The 25,150-nt window shown below is 62.3% G+C and carries 28 protein-coding genes; 16 read left to right on the top strand and 12 right to left on the bottom strand.

What is annotated here, in order from left to right:
• Positions 1-48 precede the first annotated feature (48 nt).
• Positions 49-1,584: a hypothetical protein gene (locus KI617_RS19160; RefSeq protein WP_226449063.1), complete on the bottom strand. Its 1,536-nt coding sequence runs from the start codon at positions 1,582-1,584 to the stop codon at positions 49-51.
• Between the two features lie 29 nt (positions 1,585-1,613).
• Here KI617_RS19160 and KI617_RS19155 point away from each other — a divergent pair, with 29 nt between their 5' ends.
• The gene (locus KI617_RS19155; RefSeq protein ID WP_226449061.1) at positions 1,614-1,874 is read left to right on the top strand and encodes a hypothetical protein; all 261 of its coding nucleotides are present in this window, start codon (positions 1,614-1,616) and stop codon (positions 1,872-1,874) included.
• Between the two features lie 3 nt (positions 1,875-1,877).
• Here the strand turns inward: KI617_RS19155 and napF are convergent, their stop codons facing one another.
• Genes napF through ccmA form a run of 10 tightly spaced genes read right to left on the bottom strand, consistent with a single transcriptional unit; the run spans position 1,878 to position 8,979 of the window.
• A complete protein-coding gene (gene napF / locus KI617_RS19150; RefSeq protein WP_226449059.1) occupies positions 1,878-2,357 on the bottom strand; it encodes a ferredoxin-type protein NapF in 480 nt (159 codons plus the stop codon).
• Between the two features lie 10 nt (positions 2,358-2,367).
• Complete coding sequence (ccmI, locus tag KI617_RS19145) at positions 2,368-3,207, bottom strand: c-type cytochrome biogenesis protein CcmI (protein WP_226449057.1); 840 nt, start codon at positions 3,205-3,207, stop codon at positions 2,368-2,370.
• Positions 3,204-3,692 carry a cytochrome c-type biogenesis protein gene (locus KI617_RS19140; protein WP_226449055.1) on the bottom strand — a complete coding sequence of 163 codons (489 nt, stop codon included), beginning with the start codon at positions 3,690-3,692 and terminating at the stop codon, positions 3,204-3,206. The genes ccmI and KI617_RS19140 overlap by 4 nt, the downstream gene beginning before the upstream one ends.
• On the bottom strand, positions 3,689-4,273 hold the full coding sequence (locus KI617_RS19135; RefSeq protein ID WP_226449053.1) for a DsbE family thiol:disulfide interchange protein: 585 nt from the start codon (positions 4,271-4,273) through the stop codon (positions 3,689-3,691). The genes KI617_RS19140 and KI617_RS19135 overlap by 4 nt, the downstream gene beginning before the upstream one ends.
• A complete protein-coding gene (locus KI617_RS19130) occupies positions 4,270-6,264 on the bottom strand; it encodes a heme lyase CcmF/NrfE family subunit (RefSeq protein ID WP_226449052.1) in 1,995 nt (664 codons plus the stop codon). Before KI617_RS19130 ends, KI617_RS19135 begins: the two co-directional genes overlap by 4 nt.
• 2 nt (positions 6,265-6,266) lie before the next feature.
• Positions 6,267-6,752, bottom strand: a complete 486-nt coding sequence (ccmE, locus tag KI617_RS19125; RefSeq protein ID WP_226449050.1) for a cytochrome c maturation protein CcmE — start codon at positions 6,750-6,752, stop codon at positions 6,267-6,269.
• Positions 6,749-6,949: a heme exporter protein CcmD gene (ccmD, locus tag KI617_RS19120; protein ID WP_226449048.1), complete on the bottom strand. Its 201-nt coding sequence runs from the start codon at positions 6,947-6,949 to the stop codon at positions 6,749-6,751. Before ccmD ends, ccmE begins: the two co-directional genes overlap by 4 nt.
• On the bottom strand, positions 6,946-7,692 hold the full coding sequence (gene ccmC / locus KI617_RS19115) for a heme ABC transporter permease CcmC (RefSeq protein ID WP_226449046.1): 747 nt from the start codon (positions 7,690-7,692) through the stop codon (positions 6,946-6,948). The genes ccmD and ccmC overlap by 4 nt, the downstream gene beginning before the upstream one ends.
• Positions 7,689-8,357, bottom strand: coding sequence for a heme exporter protein CcmB (gene ccmB, locus KI617_RS19110; RefSeq protein ID WP_226449044.1), 669 nt, complete (start codon positions 8,355-8,357; stop codon positions 7,689-7,691). Before ccmB ends, ccmC begins: the two co-directional genes overlap by 4 nt.
• A 13-nt stretch (positions 8,358-8,370) precedes the next feature.
• Entirely contained in the window at positions 8,371-8,979 is a 609-nt protein-coding gene (gene ccmA / locus KI617_RS19105; protein WP_226449042.1) for a cytochrome c biogenesis heme-transporting ATPase CcmA, read from the bottom strand.
• A gap of 63 nt (positions 8,980-9,042) precedes the next feature.
• Between ccmA and KI617_RS20425 the strand changes: the two genes are divergently transcribed.
• On the top strand, positions 9,043-9,177 hold the full coding sequence (locus tag KI617_RS20425) for a hypothetical protein (RefSeq protein WP_264180032.1): 135 nt from the start codon (positions 9,043-9,045) through the stop codon (positions 9,175-9,177).
• Here KI617_RS20425 and KI617_RS19100 read toward each other — a convergent pair.
• Positions 9,159-14,081 carry an EAL domain-containing protein gene (locus tag KI617_RS19100; RefSeq protein WP_404826754.1) on the bottom strand — a complete coding sequence of 1,641 codons (4,923 nt, stop codon included), beginning with the start codon at positions 14,079-14,081 and terminating at the stop codon, positions 9,159-9,161. The two genes, KI617_RS20425 and KI617_RS19100, sit on opposite strands and share 19 nt — an antisense overlap.
• 347 nt (positions 14,082-14,428) lie before the next feature.
• On the opposite strand from KI617_RS19100, the gene KI617_RS19095 reads away from it, so the two are divergent.
• The 14 genes from KI617_RS19095 to KI617_RS19030 all read left to right on the top strand — a co-directional run bounded on the left by KI617_RS19095 (position 14,429) and on the right by KI617_RS19030 (position 25,142).
• A complete protein-coding gene (locus KI617_RS19095) occupies positions 14,429-15,520 on the top strand; it encodes a hydrogenase small subunit (RefSeq protein ID WP_319004127.1) in 1,092 nt (363 codons plus the stop codon).
• Between the two features lies 1 nt (position 15,521).
• Complete coding sequence (locus KI617_RS19090; RefSeq protein ID WP_226449039.1) at positions 15,522-17,318, top strand: nickel-dependent hydrogenase large subunit; 1,797 nt, start codon at positions 15,522-15,524, stop codon at positions 17,316-17,318.
• Between the two features lie 96 nt (positions 17,319-17,414).
• Positions 17,415-18,119, top strand: a complete 705-nt coding sequence (gene cybH, locus KI617_RS19085; RefSeq protein ID WP_226449037.1) for a Ni/Fe-hydrogenase, b-type cytochrome subunit — start codon at positions 17,415-17,417, stop codon at positions 18,117-18,119.
• Positions 18,120-18,293: 174 nt separating this feature from the next.
• The gene (locus tag KI617_RS19080) at positions 18,294-18,908 is read left to right on the top strand and encodes a HyaD/HybD family hydrogenase maturation endopeptidase (protein WP_226449035.1); all 615 of its coding nucleotides are present in this window, start codon (positions 18,294-18,296) and stop codon (positions 18,906-18,908) included.
• A 1-nt stretch (position 18,909) separates the two neighbouring features.
• Positions 18,910-19,212: a HypC/HybG/HupF family hydrogenase formation chaperone gene (locus KI617_RS19075; protein ID WP_226449033.1), complete on the top strand. Its 303-nt coding sequence runs from the start codon at positions 18,910-18,912 to the stop codon at positions 19,210-19,212.
• Positions 19,209-19,667 carry a thioredoxin domain-containing protein gene (locus KI617_RS19070; protein WP_226449031.1) on the top strand — a complete coding sequence of 153 codons (459 nt, stop codon included), beginning with the start codon at positions 19,209-19,211 and terminating at the stop codon, positions 19,665-19,667. The genes KI617_RS19075 and KI617_RS19070 overlap by 4 nt, the downstream gene beginning before the upstream one ends.
• Complete coding sequence (locus KI617_RS19065; protein WP_226449030.1) at positions 19,664-20,527, top strand: hydrogenase expression/formation protein; 864 nt, start codon at positions 19,664-19,666, stop codon at positions 20,525-20,527. Before KI617_RS19070 ends, KI617_RS19065 begins: the two co-directional genes overlap by 4 nt.
• 10 nt (positions 20,528-20,537) lie before the next feature.
• On the top strand, positions 20,538-20,735 hold the full coding sequence (locus KI617_RS19060) for a rubredoxin (RefSeq protein WP_226449028.1): 198 nt from the start codon (positions 20,538-20,540) through the stop codon (positions 20,733-20,735).
• The gene (gene hybE / locus KI617_RS19055) at positions 20,732-21,202 is read left to right on the top strand and encodes a [NiFe]-hydrogenase assembly chaperone HybE (RefSeq protein WP_226449026.1); all 471 of its coding nucleotides are present in this window, start codon (positions 20,732-20,734) and stop codon (positions 21,200-21,202) included. The genes KI617_RS19060 and hybE overlap by 4 nt, the downstream gene beginning before the upstream one ends.
• Positions 21,199-22,125, top strand: a complete 927-nt coding sequence (locus KI617_RS19050; protein WP_226449024.1) for a hypothetical protein — start codon at positions 21,199-21,201, stop codon at positions 22,123-22,125. The genes hybE and KI617_RS19050 overlap by 4 nt, the downstream gene beginning before the upstream one ends.
• The gene (hypA, locus tag KI617_RS19045) at positions 22,118-22,459 is read left to right on the top strand and encodes a hydrogenase maturation nickel metallochaperone HypA (RefSeq protein WP_226449022.1); all 342 of its coding nucleotides are present in this window, start codon (positions 22,118-22,120) and stop codon (positions 22,457-22,459) included. The genes KI617_RS19050 and hypA overlap by 8 nt, the downstream gene beginning before the upstream one ends.
• Positions 22,460-22,472: 13 nt before the next feature.
• Entirely contained in the window at positions 22,473-23,543 is a 1,071-nt protein-coding gene (hypB, locus tag KI617_RS19040) for a hydrogenase nickel incorporation protein HypB (RefSeq protein WP_226449020.1), read from the top strand.
• Between the two features lie 10 nt (positions 23,544-23,553).
• Positions 23,554-23,742 carry a hypothetical protein gene (locus KI617_RS19035; protein WP_226449018.1) on the top strand — a complete coding sequence of 63 codons (189 nt, stop codon included), beginning with the start codon at positions 23,554-23,556 and terminating at the stop codon, positions 23,740-23,742.
• Between the two features lie 251 nt (positions 23,743-23,993).
• Positions 23,994-25,142 carry a Fic family protein gene (locus tag KI617_RS19030; RefSeq protein ID WP_226449016.1) on the top strand — a complete coding sequence of 383 codons (1,149 nt, stop codon included), beginning with the start codon at positions 23,994-23,996 and terminating at the stop codon, positions 25,140-25,142.
• Positions 25,143-25,150 lie beyond the last annotated feature (8 nt).

Here is a 25,150-nt window from a genome sequence, read left to right as displayed (position 1 = left end):
TCAGCAGCCAGCCAAAGCATGCAAGGCCCGCCAGTTGGCGGGCCTTTTTTATTGCCGTTTGACCGCGTAGCGGACGAAATCGACGCCCCGTTCCAGCACTTCAGTCGGTACCAAGTGGCTGACGGTCGCTCCTTCAAGGGTAACGCCGATATTCAGGCGGATACCGGCGGTGGACGGGACGATCAGCGAGAAATGCGTACCGTCCCGCAGGAGAAAGGCCGGGCTAGCCGAGGCCTGTTTGTCCTGCAGGGCGGCGCGGCCAAGTCGCCCGGCTTCGATCTGTTCTTCGTACCATTTCAGGTTGGCGGCCAAGGCGCCGGTGGTCAAGCTTTGCAGGCCGAGCATCACGCCAAGGCGAGGAGTCCCGCCGTGCGAGGTGGCAATCAGGCAAGGTGCCAGGCGGCGAGCTCCTTCGCTATCCTGCCCGCGGAGGGCCTTGCCGTCGACCAGCGTCCATTTCTCGCTCGGCACGTTCAGTTTCTTGACCGAGGTGGGCATGGCTGAAACGCGGTCGAAGCCGAACATGGCGACCCGCTGGTGGGACAGCGTGGCGCTGCCGGCATCGAGCGCGCCAGCCGGAGCGAGCAGTTCGCCGGTCAGCACGGCATAGGCATGGCTCGCGCCAAAGGCGAGTTCGATTTCGCCTATTTCTGTGGGCGCTTGCGGATATTGCGCATCGAGGCTGGCATCAAGCTGGCGGAGCAAGCGGATGCAGGCCGGGCCGGACAGCTCTCGTCCGAGCTTGAGGGCTTCGGGGGCTTCCCCTGCGACCAGGGCGTCGATGCGCTGTTCAATTTTCCGGACCACCTTGCGGACTTCGAGCCAGCGCGGCACGCCTTCCGGCAAGGGGGCGCCGAAAAGCGGTGCGAGATCGACCGAATGCGCCTTGGGGTCGTCGTCCGGCATGCTCTGGAAGCCGGCCAGTTCGCGCCAGCGGCTGATAGCCCGGTTGGCGACGGTGAGTTGGGCCGCCGATAGTCGGTAGGGATCGATCAAGCGAAGCATGAAAGCCCAGGCCAGATGTCCGGCAATGTTTGCCTCGCCCAGATGGCGGAAGTCGGGGTCGGGCAGTGCCTGGCGCAACAGGCCGTTGCTTTCGGCCTGGGCGAGAACACCAAAGAGCAGGCGATCAAGGACTTCGGGTATCTCCCGGGCCGCCTGGAAGTGACAGTACTGGGCCATCCGGAAGGCGCAAGCGGCACGGTGCAGCGGCAGGCATTTGTCGGCCGGCCCGAAATGCGGCGTCAGGCGAAGGTAGGCTATGCCGAGGCGGAGCCACAAGCGCTGGGCCGTATCGAAGCAACGCTCGTCGTCCTCGGGCATTGGTAGCGCCTTGCGCAGGTAACGGCTTTCGATCGCATCTTGCGCCGGAACTGCCGCACTGCGCAGCAGGTTCAGCAATTCAATCGCCAGCCCGGGCGACAGCGTGGAGCCTTCGATGGCTTCGATCTGCAGGCAGATGGCAGCCAGCATATGCATCGGCTGGGCCTGCGGCTGGGAGGACAGCCAGGCTTTGGCCGACGGCAGGTCGTGAAAGGCCTGGGCGATGTTCTTGCGTGGTTCGGGCAGCGTTAACCAGTGCATGGACGCTCCTTGCGGGGTATGCTTGGATTATGAGCGGATTTGAACATTATGATCGTGAATTGAAGGATCTCGATAACGAGATTCATCGCTATGCGGCTGTTTGTGGCGTCAACTTGGCGAATCGCCATGAGATCGAAGCCTGCCTGCGCAATCATCATGATAGCTGGGCTGAAGACAAGGCGCGTGAGTCCCTGCAGGGCTTGCTGGTTTTGCGGATCAAGCTGGAGACCGAGATGATAGCGCTTGGATTTTCGCCGCCGCCGCTGGTTCCATCTTCCCCGGCACAGTGAGCGTTAGCGAACGCTAATGGTGACGACCGGGCAGGGGGCTACACAGGCGCCGCAGCCGGTGCATTTTTCGGCATCGATTTCCGGCAGCGGACTGCCACCGAGCCGCGGCGGAAAGCGGATGGCGCGGTCATCGCAGAAGTCGCCGCAGACCCGGCATTCGACGCCCTGACGGGGCAGGCAGTCTTCGCCAATCATGGCTTTGTAGGCCCAGGCGGCTTGTTCCGGTTCAAGGCGGGCCAAGGCCTTGGGCTGGCAACTGGTGACGCAGTCGCCACAAAACGTGCATTCACCGAGGCTGAAATCAACGGTTGGGTAAGCGCCATCGCCGACGACGAGAATCTGCGTCGGGCAGGCTTTCAGGCAGTCGTTGCAACGGGTGCAGTGGTCGATGAAAGCAGCTTCCGGCAGCGCCCAGGGCGGCCGGATTTCGGCTCTGGGGCGCGGTCGACCGCGAAAGAAGCCGCGCCGGGAGAGATCGACCACGGCCTGATGCCTACTTGCCGGCCTTCATCTTTTCGATGCCGCTGCGCAGCATCTGATCGATTTCCGAACCGGGCTCGACCTGCTCCAGCAGGGCTTCCCAATAAGCGATGCCCTTCTTGTTATCGCCAGACTCCATCGCGGCGGCGCCGGCCAGGAACAGGCTGTGGCCGTGCTTGGGATCGACCTTCAAGGCTTTTTCGACCAGTTGTGCCGGCTTGCCCTTCAGCCCCTTGCCGTTGGCCATGGCCACGGTTTCAGCGTAGGCGGCCAGTTGATCCGGATCCTTGTCGATGGCTTTCTCGGCCTTGGCAAAGGCTTCCACCGCTTCGTCGTAACGTCCCAGCGATTTGTAGGACCGGGCGAGCATCAACCAGCCCTGCATGTCATCCGGATTGGCTTTCATCTTGGCGGCCAGGCTGGCGACCATTTCGTTGATCTTTTCCGGCGTCATCTGCTGCGGAGCAGCGGTTTGCGTCGGGTCCAGGGCTTTCGGATTGCCCAGCATGCCGTAGCCGAGCAGACCAAGGATAGGCAGCAGGAGCAGGATGGCGATAGCCGTCTTGCGGCTCGGGCCATGCGTGGCAGCCACGCCATCGGCAGCGGAGGGCTCGACTTCTTCGAGCAGGCGACGTTGCAGTTCGCGCTTGGCCTGCTCGAAATCGGCGGCGGCTAGCGAGCCTTCGGTGCTTTCATGCTCAAGTTCGGCCAGCTGGTCACGGAAGATGGCGAGATTGGCTTCCTTGCGGTCGGTTTTCGGCTTGGGGGCGCGCAGGCCGAGCCACAGCGGCGGCAAAATGAAGGCGGCAACCACCACGATCAACAGGGTGGCAAAGATGGCGAACTGGGTCATTTCTGGTCGATTTCCTTGAGCAGCGCATCGGCGCGGCTGGCGTCGTCAGCCGACAGCGGCTGGTCTTCGGCGTTGATACGGGTGGAGCGGCGGCGCAGGTAGCGCACGAGGATGAACAGGCCGAGCAGCATCAGGGCGACCGGGCCGCCCCAGAGCAACAGCGTGATGCCCTTGACTGGCGGGCGGTAAAGCACGAAATCACCGTAGCGGACGACCATGAAATCGACGATTTCCTTGTCGGTCTTGCCATCCTTGATCATGGTGCGGACTTCGCGGCGCAGATCCTGCGCCAGTTCGGCGTTGGAGTCGGCGATGGTCTGGTTCTGGCAGACCAGGCAGCGCAGTTCTTCGGAGAGCTTCTGCAGGCGTTTTTCGGCGACCGGGTCGGCGGCCACCGCCGCTTCAGTCGCCGAATCGGCAATAGCTAAGGACGACCCGAGAAAAGACGAAAAAAAGAAAACGACAATCAGGGTACGAAACTTCATTTGTTCAACTCGGCGAGCAGCGGCATGATCTTCTTGGCCAGGACGTCCGGCGAAATCGGGCCGGTGTGCTTCATGCGGATGACGCCGGCCTTGTCGATGACGTAGGTTTCCGGCACGCCGTAGACGCCGTAGTCGATGCCGACGCGACCATCGAGGTCCATGACCGTCAGCTTGTACGGATCACCGTGGTCGGCCAGCCATTTGTTGGCACGCTGGAAGGCCAGCTTCTTCTCTTCATCGGCCGGCATCTTGCTCATGTCGAAGCCACCGTCGCCGCGCACTTCCTTGTAGTTGAGGCCGATTAGCGGCACATCGACTTTCTTCGAGAACTCGACCAGCACCGGGTGTTCGGCGCGACACGAAACGCACCACGACGACCAGACGTTGAGCAGCCAGACCTTGCCCTGCATGTCCTTGGGCGCCAGTGTCTTGTCGGGCGTGGCCAGGATGGTCAGATTGAAGGCCGGCGCCGGCTTGCCGACCAGCGGCGACGGGACATCACGCGGGTTGAGATTGAGGCCGATGGCAAGCAGGGCGACGAGCGCGGCGAAAGCGCCGAGGATCCAGTAATAACGGTTCATGCGTGTTGGGTTCCAGCCGGGGTTTGGGTGGCCGACGAGGCGCGAGCCTTGACGCGGTAGCGGCGGTCAAGCATGGCCAGCAAGCCGCCCAGCGCCATCAGTACGCAACCGCCCCAGATCCAGTCGACAAAGGGTTTGTAATAAACGCGCACCGCCCACTCGCCTTCCGGCTTGTCGCGGTCGATCGGTTCGCCGAGCGAGACATAGACGTCGCGCAGGATGCCGGCGTCGATGGCGGCCTCGGTCATCGGCATACCGGACGAGGCATAGTTGCGTTTTTCCGGGTTCATTTTCAGCTTGAATTTGCCGTCGACCGCCAGATCGAAGTCGCCCTGTGCGGCCACGTAATTCGGGCCCTGGACCTGTTTGACGCCGTTGAAAGTGAAGCTGTAGCCGGCGACACTGACGGTTTCGCCGGCGGCCATCTTGACGTCCTTTTCATCCTGGAAGCTGTTAACCATGGTGACGCCGACGACAAATACCGCGATACCAAAGTGGGCGATGCACATGCCGACAAAGCTACGTGGCTGCTTGAATGCGGCACTCAGGAAAGACTGGCCGGCCCGCGAGTGCTGGACGCGTTCGACGAACGCGGTCAGCGTCGTGAAGGTGACCCAGGCGGCGAGCAGGATGCCGAGAGCGGTCAGTGCAGTCCATTGGCCATAAACCAGCGGCAGCGCGATGGCGACAACGGCCGCGGCAATCATCGCCCAGCGCACGGTGCGGGTGATCTCAGGGATCGATGCCTCCTTCCAGCGGGCGAAGGGAGCGACGCCCATCAGGAACAGTACCGGGGCCATGACCGGCACGAAGACGGCATTGAAATACGGCGGGCCGACCGAAATTTTGCCGACGCCCAGCGCATCGATCAGCAGCGGGTAGAGCGTACCGAGCAGCACGGTGGCGCAGGCGACGACGAGCAGCACGTTGTTGGTCAGCAGCAGCGATTCGCGCGAAACCAGGGCAAAACGGCCGCCCAGACCGACTTTCGGGGCACGCCAGGCGAACAGGGCGAGCGAGGTGCCGATAACGGCAACCAGGAAAATCAGGATGAAGATGCCGCGCCGTGGATCGGTGGCGAAGGCATGAACCGAGGTCAGGACGCCGGAACGGACGAGGAAGGTGCCGAGCAGCGACAGCGAGAAGGCGGAAATGGCCAGCAGCACCGTCCAGTTCTTGAAGCTGCCACGCTTTTCGGTGACGGCCAGCGAATGGATCAGCGCCGTGCCGACCAGCCAGGGCATGAACGAGGCGTTCTCGACCGGATCCCAGAACCACCAGCCGCCCCAGCCCAGTTCGTAATAGGCCCACCATGAGCCCATGGCGATGCCGAGGGTCAGGAAGACCCAGGCGGCCATCGTCCACGGCCGTGACCAGCGGGCCCAGGCGGCGTCAAGCTGACCGGACAGCAGGGCTGCGATGGCGAAGGCGAAGGCGACCGAGAAGCCGACGTAGCCCATGTAGAGCAGGGGCGGGTGAATGACCAGACCGAAATCCTGCAGCAGCGGATTGAGGTCGCGCCCTTCGGCGGCGCCCGGCAGCAGGCGTTCGAACGGGCTGGACGTGATCAGGATGAAGAGCAGGAAGCCGAAGGCGACCAGGCCCAGCGTACCAAGAACGCGGGCGACCATGGCTTCCGGCAACTGGCGCGACAGCATGGCGACGCCGAAGGCCCACCAGGTCAGGAACAGCATCCATAGCAGCAGCGAGCCTTCGTGGCCACCCCAGACAGCGGCGACGCGATATTGCAGCGGTAGCAGCGAATTGGAATGCTGCGCGACGTAGACCACGGAGAAATCGTTGGTCACGAAGGCTTGCGTCAGGCAGGCGAAGGAAAAGGTGACGAGCAGCGCCATCGCCGTGGCGGCCGGCCGGGCGACGGCGACCCAGGTCATGCGGTTGTTGTGGGCGCCGAGCAGCGGCAGGGTGCCCAGGATCAGGGCAACCAGCGCGGCGAGGATCAGGGCGAAATGGCCGAGTTCGGGAATCATGCTCAGTAGCTCGCTTTCGGCTTGTCGCCAGAGGAAGATGGGGAAACATGCTTGCCGGCAGCGCGGGCCTGGGCATCATCGACCGCCTTGGCAGCTTCCGGCGGCATGTAGTTTTCGTCGTGCTTGGCCAGCACTTCGGTCGCCATGAAGGTGCCCTCGGCGGTCAATTTGCCTTGGGCGACCGCGCCTTTGCCTTCCTTGAACAGGTCGGGCAGGATGCCCTTGTAATGGACCGGGATTTCCTTTTCGGTATCGGTGATCGCGAAGCTGATGGTGACCCCATCGGCCTGGCGGCTGATGCTGCCTTCCTTGACCAGTCCGCCAATGCGGAACAGTTTGTCCTTGGGCGCCTTGCCGGCGGCAACCTCGGTGGGGGTGATGTAGAGCGCGATATTGCTGTTCAGGGCATTCAGAACCAGCGCGGCGATGATGCCGATGATGGCCAGGGCGCCGCCGATCAGGGCGAGTTTCTTGTGACGGGATTTCATTCAGCGGTGTTCCTGTTTTCAGCGCGGGCATCGGCGCGCAGTTGGCGCTTCAAGCGAGCGATGGTGGTCTTTCGATTGCGGATGACGACGATCGGTTCAATCGCCATGATCAAAACGGTGAGGCCGAACGAGCCCCAGACGTAGAAGCCATAGCCACCCATGGCGATAAAGTCGGCAAAACTGTTCCAGTGGATCATTTCTCGTCTCCGGCCAGCTCGGCCTTGACCCAGTCGGTATTGCGCTCGCGTTCGAGCATGATGGTCCGCACGCGCATCAGCGCTACGGCAATCGAATACATCCAGAAGCACATGGCCATGAGCAGCATGCCCCAGAGCATGGTGGTGGCCATCGACGACTTGGCCAGATTGACGCTGGAGCCTTGATGCAGCGTGTTCCACCATTTGACCGAGAAGTAGATGATCGGGATATTGACCACGCCGACCAGCAGCAACAGGCCGCCGGCCTTGTCAGCGCGGCGCGCATCGTCGATTGCGGCGGTCAAGGCCATGTAGCCGATATACAGGAAAAGCAGGATCAGTTCGGACGTCAGGCGCGCATCCCAAACCCACCAGGCGCCCCACATCGGCTTGCCCCACAGGGCGCCGGTCCATAGCGACAGGAAGGCCATCAGCGCACCGGTCGGCGCCAGCGCTTGCGCCATCATGCCGGACAGTCGGGTGTTGAAAGCCAGCCCGATGGCGGCCCAGAAGGCCATGATCAGATAAATGAACATCGACATCCACGACGCCGGGACGTGGATGAAGATGATCCGGTAGCCCTCACCCTGCTGGAAATCGGTCGGCGCCACCAGCATGCCGAGATACAGGCCAGCCAGTCCAAAAACGATCGACACGGCGACAAAGTAGGGAATCATCGCCCCGGCCAGTGGGTAAAACACGGCCGGCGAAGCGAAGCGATAGAGATTGAAGCGATCTTTCATTCGAGGGCGATCTTCAAGGCAGCGGCCGATGCCCAAGGGGCGAAGCCAACAGAAGCAAAAGTAATGGCGGCGAGCAGGGAGAGATGTCCTTCTCCCCCGAGTCCGGACACCGTCGCATCCACTGCGCCAGCGCCGAATATTAGCACCGGGATATATAAAGGCAGAACCAGTAGCGAGAGCAGTACGCCGCCACCGCGCAAACCCAGGGTCAGCGCTGCACCAATGGCGCCGATGCCGGACAGCGCCGGGGTGCCGAGCAGGATGGCGCCGGTCAGCACGATCAGCGCATCGGTGGAGAGGTCGAACTGGATGCCGAGCACCGGGGCGATCAGTGCCAGCGGCAGGCCGGAAACCAGCCAGTGAGCGATCACTTTTCCGGTAACGACCAGACCAAGCGGGTGTGGGGCCAGTGCCAGCTGTTCCAGCGTGCCGTCGCGATGGTCGTCGGCGAACAGGCGGGGCAGTGACAGCATTGTTGCCAACAGGGCAGCCACCCACAGCACACCGGGTGCCAGCTTGCGCAGCAGGTCCGGCTCCGGCCCGATGCCGAGCGGGAACAGGCTGACGACGATGACGAAAAAGAACAGCGCCGAAACGATGTCGGCCTGGCGGCGCATGGCCAGTTTGAGATCGCGGCCGATGACTGCGGCAATGATTTTCAGCATGTGTGCATCGCCCTCAACCGAGTCGCAATTCGCGCACGGTGCCGGCCGGGATATTGACCAGCTGGTGCGTCGTCATCACGGCCAGGCCGCCGCGTTGCAGATGACCGGAAATGATGCCGGCCAGCCAGTCGACCGCCGCTACGTCGAGAGCGACGAAGGGTTCGTCGAGTATCCACAGCGGGCGTTTTTCCTTGACCAGCCGGGCCAGCGCGACGCGGCGCTTCTGGCCTTGCGACAGGTATTTGCAGGCCAGATCCTCGCGGCCGGCCAGCCCGACCTGTTCCAGCGCATCCAGCGCGTCGTCCTCGGAGAGGTCTTCGTCGGCCAGATGGGCGGCGGCGAGCAGGTTTTCCAGCGGCGTCAATTCTTCCTTGATGGCGTTCAGGTGGCCGAGATAGCAGAGGTCAGCCCGGAATTCGTCGGATTTGATCGATACGCCCTTCCAGCGAATTTCGCCGGCTTCCGGCGGCAACAGGCCGATCAGCATACGCAGCAGGCTGGTCTTGCCGGCGCCGTTTTTACCTTGCAGATAAAGCAGTTCCCCGGCCTCCAGCTTGAAGCCAAGGCCTGCGAACAGGCGGCGCTCGCCGCGCACGCATTCCAGATTGTCAGCTTCAAGCATCTGTGGAAAAAACCGAAAGAAATCAGGCGCAAATTATGAACGCGCCAGTGTACCGGCAGATTGATGATCATCAAACAAAAAGAGGCCAAGAAAAACAGGGGCCCCTGCCGATTCTCTGGTGCTCTTGTTATTTCTTTTCAAATGGCGTCGGCCGCGGTGCGCCGCCTGGATTCGCCGGCCTATCGCCTGTTGGGCTGATTTTTCAGCAGGACTTCCGCCTGGATCTGCCGGGTGCAGTCGCTGAGCTGGTTGCTGAGCTCTTCGAGTTGGGCCTTGAGTTGCTCGGTTGATGTAAATTCACCAGCCTGGGTGTCATCAACCAGTTGCTTGCCGATCGCATGCAGGCGAGTGTGCAAGGCCTCCAGGGTATTGAAGGCTTCGATGCCGGCATAGCGCTGGCTTTCCGGGCTGTAATACCAGCGCCCGAAGCGGCAGGCGCGTTCGTCGATGGCGGGAGGGCTTGCTGCCCCGCTCTTGCTGTCATCCAGATAGGCGTAAAGCTGCTTTTTCCAGCGCTTGTGATCGACCTCGGCAATCAGCATCGGCAGGTCTTCCTTCGACCATTCGAAGGCCGTGGCCAGGCTCCACAGCTCATCGGGCTGGAACTGTCCGATCCAGTCGGGCAGCAATTCGGGCGGCATCGGGCGGGCGATGCCGAAACCCTGGGCCATGTCGCAACCGAGCAGCAGCAGCACCAGGCCATGCTCGACCGTCTCGACGCCTTCGGCAATGACCTGGCGCTGGAAGGCGTTGGTCAGCCCGATGACGCCTTCGACAATGGCCAGGTCGTCCGCATCGTCCAGCATGTTGCGAATGAAGGACTGGTCGATTTTCAGCATGTCGGCCGGCAGGCGCCGGAAATAGGTCAGCGACGAGTAACCGGTGCCGAAGTCGTCGAGCGCGAAGGTGACGCCAAGGCGCCGGCATTCGGCAAACAGCTCGGCGGTGGTCTGGATGTCTTCCAGCGCCGCCGTTTCCAGGACTTCAAGTTCGATCTGGCTGGGAGCGACGTTCGGGTAGGCGGCCAGCAGTTCACCGAGGCGCCGGGAAAATCCCGGATGTTGCAGATGGTTGCCGGCAATATTGATACTGACCGACAGATCGGCGTCATGTGTCCGGTGCCAGCTATCAATCTGCCGCAGGGCCTCCTGAATGACCCAGTCGCCGATTTCAATGGCCAGTTCGCTGCCTTCGAGCGCCGGCAGGAAACTGCCCGGCAGGAGCAGGCCGCGCTCGGGGTGTTGCCAGCGGATCAGCGCTTCGGCACCGATGACGCAGCCTTCGCGCATGTTGACCTTGGGCTGGTAATAAAGCCTGAACTCGCCGTTGGCCAGGCCTTCGCGAATCCGGCCGATTTCCTCGCGGCGGACGCGGGCGCGCCTGTCGTTTTCCGGGTCGAACAGGTGATAGCGGTTGCGTCCCTGCTGTTTGGCGGCGTACATGGCCTGGTCGGCATGGCGCAGCAGGGTATCGGAATCCGAGCCGTCATGTGGGTAGAGGGTGACGCCGATGCTGGCCGAAATATTGACGAGTTGGGCGGAAACCCGGAAAGGCTGTGACAGCGCCGAAATGACCCGGGACATGGCGTGGTCGCATTCGCGCAGGTCGTCGAGGTTGGTGATGAGCAGCACGAACTCGTCACCACCCAGCCGGGCAACGGTGTCGCCGGCCCGGACGCAGGTTTTCAGGCGCTGGGCGACTTCGATCAGAAGATAGTCGCCGACCGAGTGGCCGAACTGGTCGTTGATCGGCTTGAAGTTGTCGAGGTCGAGATAGCAGACGGCCAGCATTTTGCCGCTGCGCTCGGTTTGCGCCTTGGCAAGTTGCATCCGGTCGCCGAGCAGCATGCGGTTGGGCAATTGGGTCAGCGCGTCGAAATGGGCCAGGTGCTCCAGGCGCTGCTGGTGTTGTTTGAGCAGCGTGATGTCGGAGAAGATGGCGACGAAGTTCGTCAGCGCCCCTTCCCGGTTGCGCACGCCCGAAATGGTCAGTTGCTCGACGAAAATTTCGCCGGATTTCTTGCGGTTCCAGATTTCGCCGCGCCAGTAGCCGTCGTCGCGGATCTTTCGCCACATTTCCTCGTAGAAATCCGGGTCGTGATGGCCGGACTTGAGCAGGTCAGGCGTCTGGCCGACCGCTTCGGCCCGGCTGTAGCCGGTCAGCTCGGTGAAGGTGGCATTGACTTCGATGATGCGCCCTTTCGGGTCGGTGATCATGATCCCTTCGTGGGCGTTGTCGAACACGCTGGCGGCCAGTTGCTGGCGTTCTTCTGCCGCCAGGCGCTCGCTAATGTCCTGCGAAATGCCGATCAGCGCCGGTTGCCCGTTCCAGTAGCCGTTGACGACGCGCGTCTCGACCATGATCTGCTCGCCGTTGGCACGCAGAATGGGCAGCGGGCAACTGGAGCGGCGGCCAGAAATGATGTCAGCCATGAGGTCGCTGGCGATCTGGCGCAGGTTTTCCGGGTGCACTGCGGCAACCGTTCGGCCCTTGAGGGCATCCGGGCCGTAGCCAAGATCTTCGGCGACGGCGCGGTTGTAATGGAGGATGCGGCCGGCCTGGTCGAGAATGAAGATGAAATCGGTCAGCGCATCGAACAGGCCGCTCAGATTCTCTTGCAGACGCCTGGCTTCTTCCTGGGCGGCTAGCCGGTGCAGCGCCTGACTGAACGGGCTACTCAGCTTTTCCAGCGAGCGCAGCGTCGACGGCAGGACGCCGGCGGCTTGGCGGCTGCCCAGGGTCAGGCAGGCGAGCGGCTGGCCGTCCACCTTGATGGGGTGCGTGGCCAGGCAGCCCAGGCCTTCGCGTTGCACGGCCTGGTCATCGAGAATGCTTTCGCCGGCGCAGTGCTTGCTGGGCGGCGTGCAGTTGCAGATGGCGCCACCATCCTGCGCCAGGATGGCGAACGGGCTGTCGGCATCGAGATGGCTGATTTTTTCGGCGAACTCGGCCGAGATGCCTTGATGGGCGATCAGGCGATAGCTGCCGTCGGCTTGTCGCCAGTGCACGCATCCGGCGTCGAGATCGGGAAAGCGCTGGATGGCTTTGAGCAGTTCCCCGAGCACTTCGTCGCGCTGCATGCCGGCGGCCAAGGCCTGGGCGAGATCGTGCTCGACTTCAAGGCGGAGTTCGGCATTCTTGCGTTCGGAAATATCGACCGCAGATGCGATCAGCACCGGGCGGCCGAAGTAGCTGGCCGTATGCAGACGAACCTCGATCGGGAAAATGCGCTCGGTGCTGCTTCTGGCCAGCGCTTCGAAGGTCTGCGGCGTGCCGGTGAGCGCTGTCGAGATGGCCTGGTCGATGGCATCCAGATCAAGCATTCCCGGGGCGATCAGGAATTCATGCGTCTGACCGATCAGACTGGCGCGAGAGCGGCCGAACATTTGCTCGGCACTGATATTGACGTCGAGGAAGCGTCGGTCTTCGCCCTGAATGAACAGGGCTTCTCCGATGCTGTCGAAAATGCCGCGGAAAGTGGCCAGGCTGCTTTCCAGTTCGTGCGAACTCCGCTGGCGTTCGATGATCAGCGCGGTGAGCTGGGCTGCCTGGGTCAGCAGGCCCAAGTATTCCTCATGCGGGCTGGTTGGCGACGGGTAGTAGGCCGTGAATGTGCCGAGCAGTTGGCCGTTTCGGCCGATTACCGGCTCCGACCAGCAGGCGGAAAAGCGGCCATGCTCGGCCAGGTCGCGGTAATTCACCCAGTTCGGATGCACGTGAATATTGTCGACAACGACGCGTTGGCGAGTTGCGGCCGCAGCGCCGGAAGAGGCAACGCCGGGGGCGATCGGCATGCCGTCGACGGTGGTGCCGTAAGCGGGGGGCAGGCTGGGCGCGGCGCCAAGGCGCAGGCGTTGCCCGGCCTTGTCGGCCATCAGGATCGAGCAGTGCCAGCCCGGGATTTCGGCTTCGACCGACAGGGCAATCAGTTCGAGGACATGGGGCAGCGCTTCGCCACCAATCAGTTCGGCCAGCGCCTGGTTGCGCAATTGCATGGCCTCTTCGGCCCGTTTCCGGTCCGAAATGTCGTGGGCGAAGCCGACCGTGCCCAGCACCGCTCCGTCTTCGCCGATGACCGGCGCCTTGTAGGTCTCGTGCCAGACAGGCTGGCCGTCGACGATGACCGGTTCAACGACGATCTTGTTTTGCCGGGAGGCCATGACGGCAAGGTCGTCGGCGCGATAGGCGCTGGCCAGTTCGGGCGGCCAGAGTTCGTCATCGGTTTTGCCAATCACGCTGTCGGTTCCCGCAGCCTTGGCCATTGCCCGGTTGGCCGTCAGCAATCGCGATTCGGTGTCTTTCAGCCAGACCAGGAAGGGGAAGTTGTCGAGCAGGGCGCGCTGGTAGTGTTCGTTGCGCGCCGTTTCGTCCTGCATCGCTTCACGGGCGCGGGCGAGCGCTTGCCGATCGATCAGCGCATCGTCAATCAGGCCCAGTTTGAGCGGGCTCATCAGGGTGTGCTCGGAGAGCAGGCCGGCCAGGTTGCCGTCGCTGTCGACGACCGTCAGGTGACGAATGCCGCGGTCGAGCATGGTTTGTGCGGCATCGGCCAGCGGGCAATCTTCCCGGACGCTGATGGTCGGCTGGGTCATCACCGCGCCCAGCGTCGGGTTGCTTTCGCTGCTTAGAAAGAGACGGACGATGTCGTGCTCGGTGACGATGCCTACCGGTTGCCGGCCGTCGACCACGATGACGCAACTGCCGCGCACGGTCTCCATGGCGGCCAGCGCTTCGTCAAGGGCTGCACTGGCTGGCAGGCGCGGAAAGATGCTCTCCATCAGCGTTTCGGCGGTATTCAGATGGAGGAAGAAATCCGGGCCGAGGTGTTTGCGATAGTCCGCTTCGCTGACGATGCCGAGCGGCAGGCCGGCCTCGTCGGTCACGACGATATGGCGGATGCCGAGGCTGGCTGCTTCACGATAGGCGAGCCGGAAGTCCGTGTTGGCTGGCACGCTGTGCACCGGGCTGGTCATTGTTTCGCCGGCGGTCTGTTCGAGGGGGCGGCGCTGGCGCATGGCGCGCAGCATGTCGCGTTCGGTGATGATGCCCACAATGGCGCCCTGGTCGACCACAATCACCGAGGATGTCTTCACGTCCAGCATGCGTGATGCCACGTCGCGGAGACTGGCGGCGGGCGCAATTCGATCGCTTCGGGTTGTTATCAGCTCGACAATTTTGGGCACGCCACTCCTCCTTCTTTTATTTTAGAGCGACTTGGCGTCGCGATGTTTAACGAGCATCAATCGGGCCATCGTCTTGTAGTGGAATGTTTCTTTTCATATTGGATGGGGTGTGATCGCTATCGCTTGTGGTCGGTTTTAGAGCTGCCCTTGGTGTGCTGGCCGAAAATGCCTTGATTTGTATCAATAATTTGGCGTCTCGGACCGTATGGCATACGCCTTGCGTAGTAGCCCCCCACTTGGCAATAAAACCAACGGGGGACATACCAGTGACCGAGACCTTTTATGAAGTACTGCGCCGCCAGGGCATCACCCGGCGCAGTTTCCTGAAATTCTGCAGCCTGACCGCGACCTCGCTCGGGCTGGGTTCTGCTGCTGCGCCGCGCATCGCGCATGCGCTGGAGACCAAGGCTCGTACGCCGGTGATCTGGCTGCACGGCCTGGAATGCACCTGTTGTTCCGAATCCTTCATCCGCTCGGCGCACCCGCTGACCAAGGATGTCGTACTCTCGATGCTTTCCCTTGATTACGACGATACCTTGATGGCGGCTGCCGGCCATCAGGCCGAGGCGATCATCGAAGAGGTCAAGAAGAAGTACAAGGGCAACTACATCGTCGCCGTCGAAGGCAACCCGCCGCTCAACGAGGACGGCATGTTCTGCATCCATGGCGGCCGGCCCTTCGTCGAAGTGTTGAAGGAAACCTGCGCCGATGCCAAGGCGATCATCAGCTGGGGCGCCTGCGCTTCCTACGGCTGCGTCCAGGCCGCAAAACCGAACCCGACGCGCGCCACGCCGGTACACAAGGTGATTTCCGGCAAGCCGATCATCAACGTGCCGGGTTGCCCGCCGATTGCCGAGGTGATGACCGGCGTCGTCACCTACATGCTGACCTTCGACCGCATTCCCGAGCTCGATCGTCAGGGCCGGCCGAAGATGTTCTACGGCCAGCGCATCCACGACAAGTGCTATCGCCGCGGCCATTTCGATGCCGGCCAGTTCGCCGAAGCCTGGGATGACGAGGGTTCGCGCAAGGGTTACTGCCTTTACAAGATGGGCTGCAAGGGGCCGACCACCTACAACGCCTGTTCGTCGATGCGCTGGAACGGCGGCGTCAGCTGGCCGGTGCAGTCCGGCCACGGCTGTATCGGTTGTTCGGAAGAAGGTTTCTGGGACAAGGGCAGCTTCTACGACCGCGTGACCGACATCAAGGCCTTCGGCGTCGAAGCCAATGCCGACACCGTCGGCAAGGCTGCTGCCGGCACCGTCGGCGCTGCGATTGCTGCGCATGCCGCCGTGACGGCACTGGCCCGCGCCCGCCAGAAGGCCGGTGAGACTGACGAACAGAAGGGGGAAAAATAAGATGGCCGCCTACGAAACCCAAGGCTTCAAGGTTGATAACTCCGGCAAGCGCGTCGTTGTCGACCCGGTCTGCCGCATCGAGGGCCACCTGCGGGTGGAAGTGAATCTGGACGACAAGAACGTCATCCGCAATGCCGTTTCAACCGGCACCATGTGGCGTGGTCTTGAGGTCATCCTCAAGGGCCGCGACCCGCGCGATGCCTGGGCCTTCACCGAGCGCATCTGCGGCGTCTGTACCGGCACCCATGCGCTGACCTCGGTGCGCGCCGTCGAGGATGCGCTGAAGATCCAGATTCCGGAAAACGCCAATACCATTCGTAACCTGATGCAGTTGAATTTGTACATTCACGACCATCTGGTGCACTTCTATCATCTGCACGCGCTCGACTGGGTCGATGTCGTATCGGCGCTAAAGGCGGATCCAAAGGCCACCTCGGCTCTGGCGCAGAGCATTTCGTCTTGGCCGCTGTCGTCGCCGGGTTACTTCCGCGACATCCAGAACCGCCTGAAGAAATTCGTCGAATCGGGCCAGCTTGGCCCCTTCATGAACGGCTACTGGGGCAACCCGGCCTACAAGCTGCCGCCGGAAGCCAACCTGATGGCCGTGGCGCACTACCTCGAAGCCCTCGATTTCCAGAAGGAGATCGTCAAGGTGCACACCATTTTCGGCGGCAAGAACCCGCACCCGAACTGGCTGGTCGGCGGCGTGCCCTGCGCGATCAATCTCGAAGGGGTCGGGGCGGTTGGCGCCATCAACATGGAGCGCCTGAACCTGGTCAAGAGCATCATTGACCGCTGTACCGAGTTCGTCGAGCAGGTCTATGTGCCCGATCTGCTGGCCATCGGCTCCTTCTACAAGGGCTGGCTGTATGGCGGTGGCCTGTCGTCGAAGAACCTGCTCTCCTATGGCGACATCCCGCAAAAGGCCAACGACTACACCTCGGGCAATCTGCTGCTGCCGCGCGGTGCGATCATCAACGGCAAGCTCGACGAGATTCATCCGGTCGACCTGAAAGACCCGGAGCAGGTGCAGGAATTCGTTGCCCACTCCTGGTACAAGTACCCGGACGAAACCAAGGGCCTGCACCCGTTCGATGGCGTCACCGAACCCAGCTTCGTGCTCGGCCCGAACACCAAGGGCACCAAGACCAACATCAAGGAACTCGACGAAGGCGGCAAGTATTCCTGGATCAAGGCCCCGCGCTGGCGCGGCCACGCCATGGAAGTCGGCTGCCTGCCGCGCATGGTGCTCGGCTATTTGCAGCCGAAGCAGTACCCGGAAATCCACGGTCTGGTCGAAGGCGCACTGAAGAAGCTAGACGTGCCGGTCACCGCCCTGTTCTCGACGCTCGGCCGCACCGCGGCGCGCGGTCTGGAAACGGCGTACTGCGTCAAGCTGCAGCAACAGCAGTTCGACAAGCTGATGACCAACCTGAAGTCCGGCGATCTGAACACCGCCAATATCGAGAAGTGGGAACCGAGCACCTGGCCGAAGGAAGCCATGGGCGCCGGTTTCACCGAAGCACCGCGCGGCGCGCTCGGTCACTGGATCCGCATCAAGGACACCAAGATCGACAACTACCAGTGCGTCGTGCCGACCACCTGGAACGGCGGTCCGCGTGACCACAAGGGCCAGATCGGTGCCTTCGAGGCGTCGCTGATGGACACCCCGGTGGCCAAGGCGGACGAGCCGCTGGAAATCCTGCGCACCCTGCATTCCTTCGATCCCTGCCTGGCCTGCTCGACGCACGTGATGAGCCCGGACGGCCAGGAAATGACGTCGGTCAAGGTCCGCTGATGGACTGCCTGTATCCCCACCCTCTCCCCCGGCCCCTCTCCCTGAGGGCGAGGGGAGGTTTGTGTGCTGCCTTGCGGCAGCAATAAGGAGGATTCCATGCTCTCTCAACAGGACATGCTGGAAGCCGAACGGTACGGTAAACAAGTCCGTTCGATCTACGTCTATGAAGCGCCGGTGCGTCTGTGGCACTGGATCAATGCGCTGGCCATGGTGGTGCTGGCAGTGACCGGTTATTTCATCGGCCAGCCGCTGCCCACCCAGCCGGGTGAAGCGTCGGCCAACTTCCTGATGGGCTACATCCGTTTTGCCCATTTCGCGGTGGCCTACCTCTTTGCCGTTGGCCTGCTTGGTCGCATCTACTGGGCTTTTGTCGGCAATCACCACGCCAAGCAGATCTTCAAGCTGCCGATCACCAATCCGCAGTGGTGGAGCGAGGTCTTCTTCGAGCTGCGCTGGTATCTGTTCCTCGAAAAGACCCCGAAGAAATACGTCGGCCACAACCCGATGGCGCAGCTGATGATGTTCTTCTTCTTCACGATCCTGGCCGTCGGCATGGTGTTCACCGGCTTCGCGCTGTACAGCGAAGGGTCTGGTCTCGGCCATTGGAGTGACGTCTTCTTTGGCTGGGTGATCCCGGCGCTGGGCGGCTCTATGCAGGTGCATAACCTGCACCGCCTGGGCATGTGGATCATGATGACTTTCGTGCTGGTACACGTCTATGCGGCGATCCGCGAAGACATCATGAGTCGTCAGAGTCTGATCTCCACGATGATCAGCGGCTGGCGGATGTTCAAGGACTGATGGTCATGATTAAGGGCGGCGTCATTCCCGCGCAGGCGGGAGTCCAGTTCGTGCATCTCTGGATTCCCGCTTTCGCGGGAATGACATCGGCTTGCAACCTGGTCAATGACTGAAGATTTACCTTGCGTTTGCCCCGGCGCTCCTGTGTGCCGGGGTCTTTTTTCAGAGGTTTCAATGAATACCAAACGCATTCTGGTTCTCGGCATCGGCAACATCCTGTGGGCCGATGAAGGCTTCGGCGTGCGCTGCGTCGAGGCGCTGAACGATGGCTGGGAATTTCCGCCGCAAGTGACGCTGATGGATGGTGGCACGCAAGGTCTTTACCTGCTGCCCTACGTCCAGGAGGCCGACTGCCTGCTCGTTTTCGATGCCGTCGATTACGGCGATCCGGCCGGCAAGCTGCGCGAGGTGGTCGGCGATCAGGTGCCGCGCTTCATGGGCGCCAAGAAGATGAGCCTGCACCAGACCGGTTTCCAGGAGGTGTTGATGGCGGCCGAGCTGACCAACAAGCTGCCGGCCGAACTGGTGCTGATCGGTGTCCAGCCGGAAGAACTGGAAGATTACGGCGGCAGCCTGCGCGACATCGTCAAGGCACAGATGGTGCAGTCTCTGAATCTGGCCCTCGACTGGCTGGAGCGCTGGGGCGTGGTCGGTCGCATCCGCGAAGGCAAGGCCGACAGCCTGACAGATGCGGCGCTGGCCATGGATGTTTACGAAGGCGAACGGCCGCCGGCCGATCAGGCCTACCGCCTGGGCGATGCCCGTTTTCTTAATATGGAAGCTGCTTGAGATGTGCCTCGGCATCCCCGTCCAGGTCATCGAGTGTGGCGAGCACTTTGCTCGCTGCGCCGGCCGCAACGGCGAAGTTCGGGTCGACCTCAGCCTGGTCGGCCAGCAACTGCCGGGTGTCTGGCTGCTGACTTTTCTTGAAGCGGCACGTGAGGTGATCGACGCCGAACGGGCCGATGCCATCAATGCGGCCTTGAATGCGCTGGAAGCTGCCCATTCCGGCGAAACCGACTTTTCTGCCTTCTTCGCCGATCTTGAGCGCGAACCCCAACTCCCCGATTTTCTGAGGACACAACCATCATGAGCCTCCAACTTGTCGCCGGACCGACCTCGCTCGAAAAGCTGGAAACAGCCATCGGCCGCATGCAGCAAAAACACGGCTTTTCCCGCGTCGATTGCAGCCAGCCGGAATTCCCGGCCGGCCTGACCGCCCTGCTGCTGACCGAAGACCCGCAGCGCAATCTCGAAGTGCTCGATGCCTGCGTGATCCTGCCCGAAGCCCTGAAGCCGGTCGCCGGGCAGATCGCCCGCTGGGTCGCCGGTCCCGATTTCGCCCCGGCCCTGATGGCGCAATACGGCGTACCGCGTGCGCCGGCGGTGGTCTTCCTGCGCGATGGCCAGTTTGTTGGCGTGCTCAATGGCATCCGCGACTGGGGCGACTACCAGAACGAAGTCGCCCGCCTGCTCAACGGCCCCGTACAAGCCAAGCCGATCGGTATCGCCATTCGGGTCGAAACCTCGCAAGGAGCCTGCGCATGAACCCGTCTACGATGCGTCCCTTCCCGATTTCCGTCGTCGCCATGGGGCCCGGCTCGCAGGGCGAAGAAGCGCCGGACTACCTGCCGATGCCGAAAGGCATGGAAACCTTCTCGCAACCGCGTCTGCCGGATAATGTGCCTGCCGAGGTCGTGAATCGCGCCGCCAGTCTGCTGGGTGTGTTTGCCGACGAGGCAGAGAAACTTGGTTTCGAAGGCGGGGCCAGCCTCAAGCTGCTCGATCTCGATGCGACGATGCGTGACGTGATCAACCAGTCGATGGGCTTCGGCGAGGTCAGCGCCTTCACGACCGCACCGGGTCATTGGCGGGTTCAGGAAACTGCCTTTTCCGGCCTGTGGCGGGTCCTCAAGGTGGCCGATGATGGCGCGATGATGGTCGACCGCCTCGAAACCGGCAGCATCCCGGCGGTATTGACCGAGGCCATGGCAAGCACGGCAGCAGCCGATCTGCCGGCGCCGACCTATCCGCTCGGCTGCATGAACGCCCAGGCGCTGGTCGAGGAAATTCGCATGCAGGCGGCAGCCTGGAAGCCGGGCGATTCGGCCCACGTCATCAACCTGACGCTGCTGCCGGTCAGTGATGCCGACCTCGATACGCTCTACGGCTGGCTCGGCCACCGCGAAGTCTCCATCCTCTCCCGCGGCTACGGCAATTGCCGGATCACCAGCACGCGGCTGAAGAACGTCTGGTGGGTCCAGTACTTCAACAGCATGGACACGCTGATCCTGAACTCCATCGAAATCGTTGGCATGCCGGAAGTGGCGCTGGCGGCCGACGAGGATTTCACCGATTCGGTCGAACGCCTGCGCGAATACCTCGACATGATGGTGGAGCCGGTCTAAATTCCCCGGTATGCGATTCGAAGGTTCACATCTCGGCGTCAAACCTGACGACAAACTGGAATGCGGCATCTGCTGGTGGGTTTACGACCCGGCCGAGGGTGACGACGTGCGCGGCATTCCGCCTGGCGTCCCCTTTGCCAACCTGCCGGACGACTGGTGCTGTCCCGGGTGCGATGCGCCCAGGCACAAGTTTATGGTGACCGAATGAGGTTGTGGACGACCGATCCATCGTCCGAGCTAGTCGCTGTTTTCGACCACATTGCCCGAACCCGGATGCACGATGTACCCATCTGCAATCAGGCGTTGCAGGTCGAGGCTGTCGGTTTTCAGCGCACCGCCGATGGGCACTGGGCGGGCGTCATGATCACGCCGTGGGCGATCAACCTGCTTTGTCTGCCCGGTCAACTTGAAGGCTGGCCGGCGTTGGCCGCGTGCTGCAAGCACGACTGGCATTTTCCATCCGGTGATTACGAATTCACCGTCGCCGAGGAGAGCAGTATCGGCAACTACCATCTCTGTTCGCTGTTTTCTCCGGCGCTCGAATTCGAAACGCACGAAGCTGCCCGTCTGACGGCGATTGCAACCGCGCATGCCTTGTTTGCCGAGCCCCTGGCGGCGCCGGCCGCAACCGGCAAGACCACCAGCCGACGTGCTTTTCTGGGGCTGGGCCGATGACCAGCGCCGGTTTGCTGACCGTTCGGGCGCAGCTTCAGCGTGGGCGCTTGCAAGATCTTGAGGTCATACTCAAACGGCCCTCGGTGACCCGTCTGTTCATCGGCCAATTGCCCGATGCCGTGGTTAAGACCGTACCCTATTTGTTTACCCTCTGCGCCCATGCCCAGCGCGCCGCGGCACAGGCGGCAGTGGTGGCGGCGCAGAACGAGGCACCGAGGGCTGCCGATGCGGTCGAATTGTGGGTTGAGGTGCTGCACGAAAACCTCTGGCGCCTGTTGCTCGACTGGCCGCCGGCACTCGGCCTGCACTCGGCCAAGGAGGCTTTCATCGCCTGGCGCAATGCGCGGCAGAGCGACGAATTTCTGGCCATCACGCAAAGGCTCCTGCACGATACCCTGCGACCGCTGGCCGATAAATGCCTTGAAATCCTGGTCGGCCGCACGACGGAAGAAGTCGTACCGGAGTTGGCATGCCAGAAAACAACACGAGCCGTCGTGCTGGCGCCTGAGCCCTGGCTGGCCTATTGGCAGGGTACTGCTTCGGAGATGCCGGGCATGCCCAGGCCAGCCACGATTCGTTCCGTTTTCCAGGCGCGTCTGGCCGAGGTGAATTGGGCGGCGGAAGCGCTGGCCAGTGGTGCAGCCTTTCCAATTGCCATGGCCGGGGGGGATGGCTGGGGCGTGGGGCAAACCATGACGGCGCGCGGCGTGCTCACCCATGCGGTGCATATCATCGACGGCAAGGTCGCCAATTACCGGGTCCAGGCCCCGACCGACGATTTCTTTTCCGATGCCGCGGCCCTGTCATCTTTGCTCGGTAATCTCGAATTTGCTTCTCTGGATCAAGCAAAACAGGTGCTGAATCGGGCCATACTGGCGCTTGATCCCTGTCTGCCCTTTGTCGTGGAGTTGAACGATGCATGAGATGTCGCTGGCCGAAGGCGTGTTGCAACTGGTCGAAGACACGGCGCGTCGCGAAAGTGCTCGTCGGGTGAAACTGGTTGTGCTGGAAATCGGCCGCCTGTCCTCGGTTGAACCGGAAGCGCTGAAATTTTGCTTCGAAGCGGTCACGCGCGGCAGTATCGCGCAGGATGCTGCGCTGGAAATTTTGGCAACGCCTGGCGCCGGCTGGTGCATGCAATGTGCCGAAACGGTGGCGATGAGCGAACTGTACGGCGCCTGCCCGAAGTGCGGCAGCCACCAGGTGCAGCCGACTGGCGGGACGGAAATGCGGGTCAAGGAAATCGAAATCGAATAATCAGGAGACGACTATGTGTACGGTTTGCGGCTGCGGCGCAGGAGAAACGAAGATCGAGGGTGGGGCGCACGAAGATTCACACGAGCACACCCACGTCCACGAAGACGGCACGGTGCACACCCATGCCCACGACCATGGGCATGATCACGATCACAGCCACGACGACGCGCCGCTCGGCGTGCACTCGCACACGCATCACCACAGCGACGGCAGCGAACACAGCCACGCCCATGTCCACGACGGCGAGCACGCCCATGCGCACGGCGAAGAACATCATCACCACGAACACGGTGTCGCCGGCGACCTCGACTACGGCACCGGCCCGGCCCGCGCCCACGTGCCCGGCATGTCGCAGGCCCGCATGGTGCAGATCGAGCAGGACATCCTGTCCAAGAACAACGCCTATGCCGCGGCCAACCGCCAGTCGTTCGACGAGCGCGGCATCTTTGCGCTGAACCTCGTCTCCAGCCCCGGCTCCGGTAAGACCACGCTGCTCTGCAAGACCATCGAACTGTTGAAGGACAAGCTGGCGATCAGCGTCGTCGAAGGCGACCAGCAGACCTCCAACGATGCCGAGCGCATCCGCGCCACCGGCGTGCCGGCGCTGCAGATCAACACCGGCAAGGGCTGCCACCTCGACGGCCACATGGTCGGCCACGCCATGCAACGCCTGCAACCGGCCGACGACTCGCTGTTCCTGATCGAGAACGTCGGCAACCTCGTCTGCCCGGCTGCCTTCGACCTCGGCGAACACCACAAGGTTGCCATCCTCTCTGTCACCGAGGGCGAGGACAAGCCGCTGAAATACCCCGACATGTTCGCCGCGGCCGACGTCATGCTGCTCAACAAGTGCGACCTGCTGCCCTACCTCGAATTCGATGCCGATCTGGCCGAAGCCAACGCCCGCCGCGTCAATCCCAACCTGACCATCTTCCGCGTCTCGGCCACCAGCGGTGACGGCCTCAGTGCCTGGCTGGACTGGATTCAGTCCGGACTGGAAGAACAGCGGAGCAAGCGCTCGGAATCGGTCGATGCCCTGAAGCGCCGGGTGGCCGAGCTGGAACGGCAGCTGGCGGCCAAGTAGAAAGACCGGCATGGCGAATGATGAGCGCCATCCGCTCGACCTCCTGGTCGGCGGGGCGCTGATTGTTTTAAATCTCGGCCTGACGGTTGTTGGCGCCCTCAATTTTGGTGGTGGGCCAGTGGGTCTTTTGGCGTACATCGTTGTTCCTGGTACCGCCGCCTGGGTGCTTAGTCGCCTGTTTCGTCGCCGCAGACAATGATCTGATCTGGCGCCATGAGCGAGTCGGGCGAATTGCTCCGTATTCGCCGTGGCAAATGCGGTTTCCCCAAGGCGCCTGATAAAGCACCTGCACAGCAAGACGGCCAGCAAAGCTGGCTCGTCGCTGTGGATTCCTTCGGGGCACGGTCGAACGGGGGAAATGGCCAAAGTTTAAATTTTTTTGCATGTTCGTGCGCGATATTAAAGTTTGCTTTAATATCGTGGCCGTCTATTAAAGAAACTTTTCACATCATGCGTCAGACTGGAAGCTATGAGGTCTCCACCACGCTCGGCGAGGAAGTTCGGGCTTTCGTGCCGCATCCGCTGCCGCCATGCGAGCCGGCCTTGTCGTCAGCTAGTTTTGAAGCCGCCAATCGGGCGTCTGAAATGGCTCTGGCCCGGCTGGCTGGTGTGTCCGGCCTGGTGCCATCCGTCGATTGGCTGCTCTATGGCGCGGTACGCAAGGAGGCCTTGCTAACCTCGCAAATTGAGGGAACGCAGGCGACGCTGGTCGACCTCTTCGACGAGGAAGCGGGTTTTGCGGTCGTCAATGCCGACGATGTCGAAGAGGTGAGCAATTATCTCCGGGCGTTTCGCCTGGTGCAGGACAACCTGCGCGACCCGGCCGGCTTGCCGATCAGCGTGCGCTTGTTGTGCGACGCCCATCGCTGCTTGCTCGCCGGCGTTCGCGGTAGCGGCAAGCAGCCGGGCGAGCTGCGTCGTTCGCAGAACTGGATCGGCGGCACGCGTCCGGGCAAGGCTGTCTTCGTTCCGCCGCCAGCGGAGCGGGTGCCGGCACTGTTGGCCGATGTCGAGCGCTTCATCCATTCTGGGGTGGAAAGCGATCTGCCGCCGCTGGTCAGGATCGCGCTGATTCACGCCCAGTTCAAGACCATCCACCCGTTTCTCGATGGCAACGGTCGCATCGGCCGCTTGCTGATCGCGGCGCTGATGGAGCATTGGCAGCTTCTGCCGGAGCCTTTGCTTTACCTCAGTGCCTACCTGAAGCAATACCAGTCGATGTACTACCAGTTGCTGTCGGGAATACGAACGCAAGGCGATTGGGAATCCTGGATCGCCTTTTTCCTCGAAGGAGTAGCGATGGCGGCTGGCGAAGCGGAGCGCAGCATCGTTGCCATTGCCACCCTGATCAATAACGACCGTCGCCGCCTGCTGGCTACGCCCAAAACCACCGCCGCCAGTTACCGCCTGTTCGAGGCGCTGCCGCTGATGCCCCGGTTCACGGTCGAGCACGCCCGGCAAAAGCTCGACACCACCTTTCCCACGGCCAACGCGGCCGTCGGATTGCTAGCCGAGCTTGGCATCGTCAGCGAGCTGACCGGGCAGAAGAAGAATCGCAGCTACGGCTATCAGGCCTACATCGATCTATTGACGCAGTAGCAGGGGCG

Source organism: Ferribacterium limneticum, from assembly GCF_020510625.1.
GTDB lineage: Bacteria > Pseudomonadota > Gammaproteobacteria > Burkholderiales > Rhodocyclaceae > Azonexus > Azonexus limneticus_A.
Note: the sequence above shows the minus strand (reverse complement) of the source record. Positions and strands in the feature narration are given on the sequence as shown.

Bases quoted from the DNA above. Each gene is read 5' to 3' on its own strand.
- KI617_RS19140 (WP_226449055.1), bottom strand. From the start codon at position 3,692: ATGAAGTTTCGTACCCTGATTGTCGTTTTCTTTTTTTCGTCTTTTCTC.
- KI617_RS19090 (WP_226449039.1), top strand. From the start codon at position 15,522: ATGGCCGCCTACGAAACCCAAGGCTTCAAGGTTGATAACTCCGGCAAG.
- KI617_RS19080 (WP_226449035.1), top strand. From the start codon at position 18,294: ATGAATACCAAACGCATTCTGGTTCTCGGCATCGGCAACATCCTGTGG.
- KI617_RS19155 (WP_226449061.1), top strand. From the start codon at position 1,614: ATGAGCGGATTTGAACATTATGATCGTGAATTGAAGGATCTCGATAAC.
- KI617_RS19100 (WP_404826754.1), bottom strand. From the start codon at position 14,081: ATGCTGGACGTGAAGACATCCTCGGTGATTGTGGTCGACCAGGGCGCC.
- ccmA (WP_226449042.1), bottom strand. From the start codon at position 8,979: ATGCTTGAAGCTGACAATCTGGAATGCGTGCGCGGCGAGCGCCGCCTG.
- ccmC (WP_226449046.1), bottom strand. From the start codon at position 7,692: ATGAAAGATCGCTTCAATCTCTATCGCTTCGCTTCGCCGGCCGTGTTT.
- ccmD (WP_226449048.1), bottom strand. From the start codon at position 6,949: ATGATCCACTGGAACAGTTTTGCCGACTTTATCGCCATGGGTGGCTAT.
- KI617_RS19130 (WP_226449052.1), bottom strand. From the start codon at position 6,264: ATGATTCCCGAACTCGGCCATTTCGCCCTGATCCTCGCCGCGCTGGTT.
- KI617_RS19050 (WP_226449024.1), top strand. From the start codon at position 21,199: ATGACCAGCGCCGGTTTGCTGACCGTTCGGGCGCAGCTTCAGCGTGGG.
- hypB (WP_226449020.1), top strand. From the start codon at position 22,473: ATGTGTACGGTTTGCGGCTGCGGCGCAGGAGAAACGAAGATCGAGGGT.
- KI617_RS20425 (WP_264180032.1), top strand. From the start codon at position 9,043: ATGATCATCAAACAAAAAGAGGCCAAGAAAAACAGGGGCCCCTGCCGA.
- KI617_RS19135 (WP_226449053.1), bottom strand. From the start codon at position 4,273: ATGAACCGTTATTACTGGATCCTCGGCGCTTTCGCCGCGCTCGTCGCC.
- hypA (WP_226449022.1), top strand. From the start codon at position 22,118: ATGCATGAGATGTCGCTGGCCGAAGGCGTGTTGCAACTGGTCGAAGAC.
- hybE (WP_226449026.1), top strand. From the start codon at position 20,732: ATGAGGTTGTGGACGACCGATCCATCGTCCGAGCTAGTCGCTGTTTTC.
- cybH (WP_226449037.1), top strand. From the start codon at position 17,415: ATGCTCTCTCAACAGGACATGCTGGAAGCCGAACGGTACGGTAAACAA.
- KI617_RS19060 (WP_226449028.1), top strand. From the start codon at position 20,538: ATGCGATTCGAAGGTTCACATCTCGGCGTCAAACCTGACGACAAACTG.
- KI617_RS19075 (WP_226449033.1), top strand. From the start codon at position 18,910: ATGTGCCTCGGCATCCCCGTCCAGGTCATCGAGTGTGGCGAGCACTTT.
- KI617_RS19030 (WP_226449016.1), top strand. From the start codon at position 23,994: ATGCGTCAGACTGGAAGCTATGAGGTCTCCACCACGCTCGGCGAGGAA.
- KI617_RS19160 (WP_226449063.1), bottom strand. From the start codon at position 1,584: ATGCACTGGTTAACGCTGCCCGAACCACGCAAGAACATCGCCCAGGCC.
- ccmB (WP_226449044.1), bottom strand. From the start codon at position 8,357: ATGCTGAAAATCATTGCCGCAGTCATCGGCCGCGATCTCAAACTGGCC.
- ccmE (WP_226449050.1), bottom strand. From the start codon at position 6,752: ATGAAATCCCGTCACAAGAAACTCGCCCTGATCGGCGGCGCCCTGGCC.
- KI617_RS19070 (WP_226449031.1), top strand. From the start codon at position 19,209: ATGAGCCTCCAACTTGTCGCCGGACCGACCTCGCTCGAAAAGCTGGAA.
- KI617_RS19035 (WP_226449018.1), top strand. From the start codon at position 23,554: ATGGCGAATGATGAGCGCCATCCGCTCGACCTCCTGGTCGGCGGGGCG.
- ccmI (WP_226449057.1), bottom strand. From the start codon at position 3,207: ATGACCCAGTTCGCCATCTTTGCCACCCTGTTGATCGTGGTGGTTGCC.
- KI617_RS19065 (WP_226449030.1), top strand. From the start codon at position 19,664: ATGAACCCGTCTACGATGCGTCCCTTCCCGATTTCCGTCGTCGCCATG.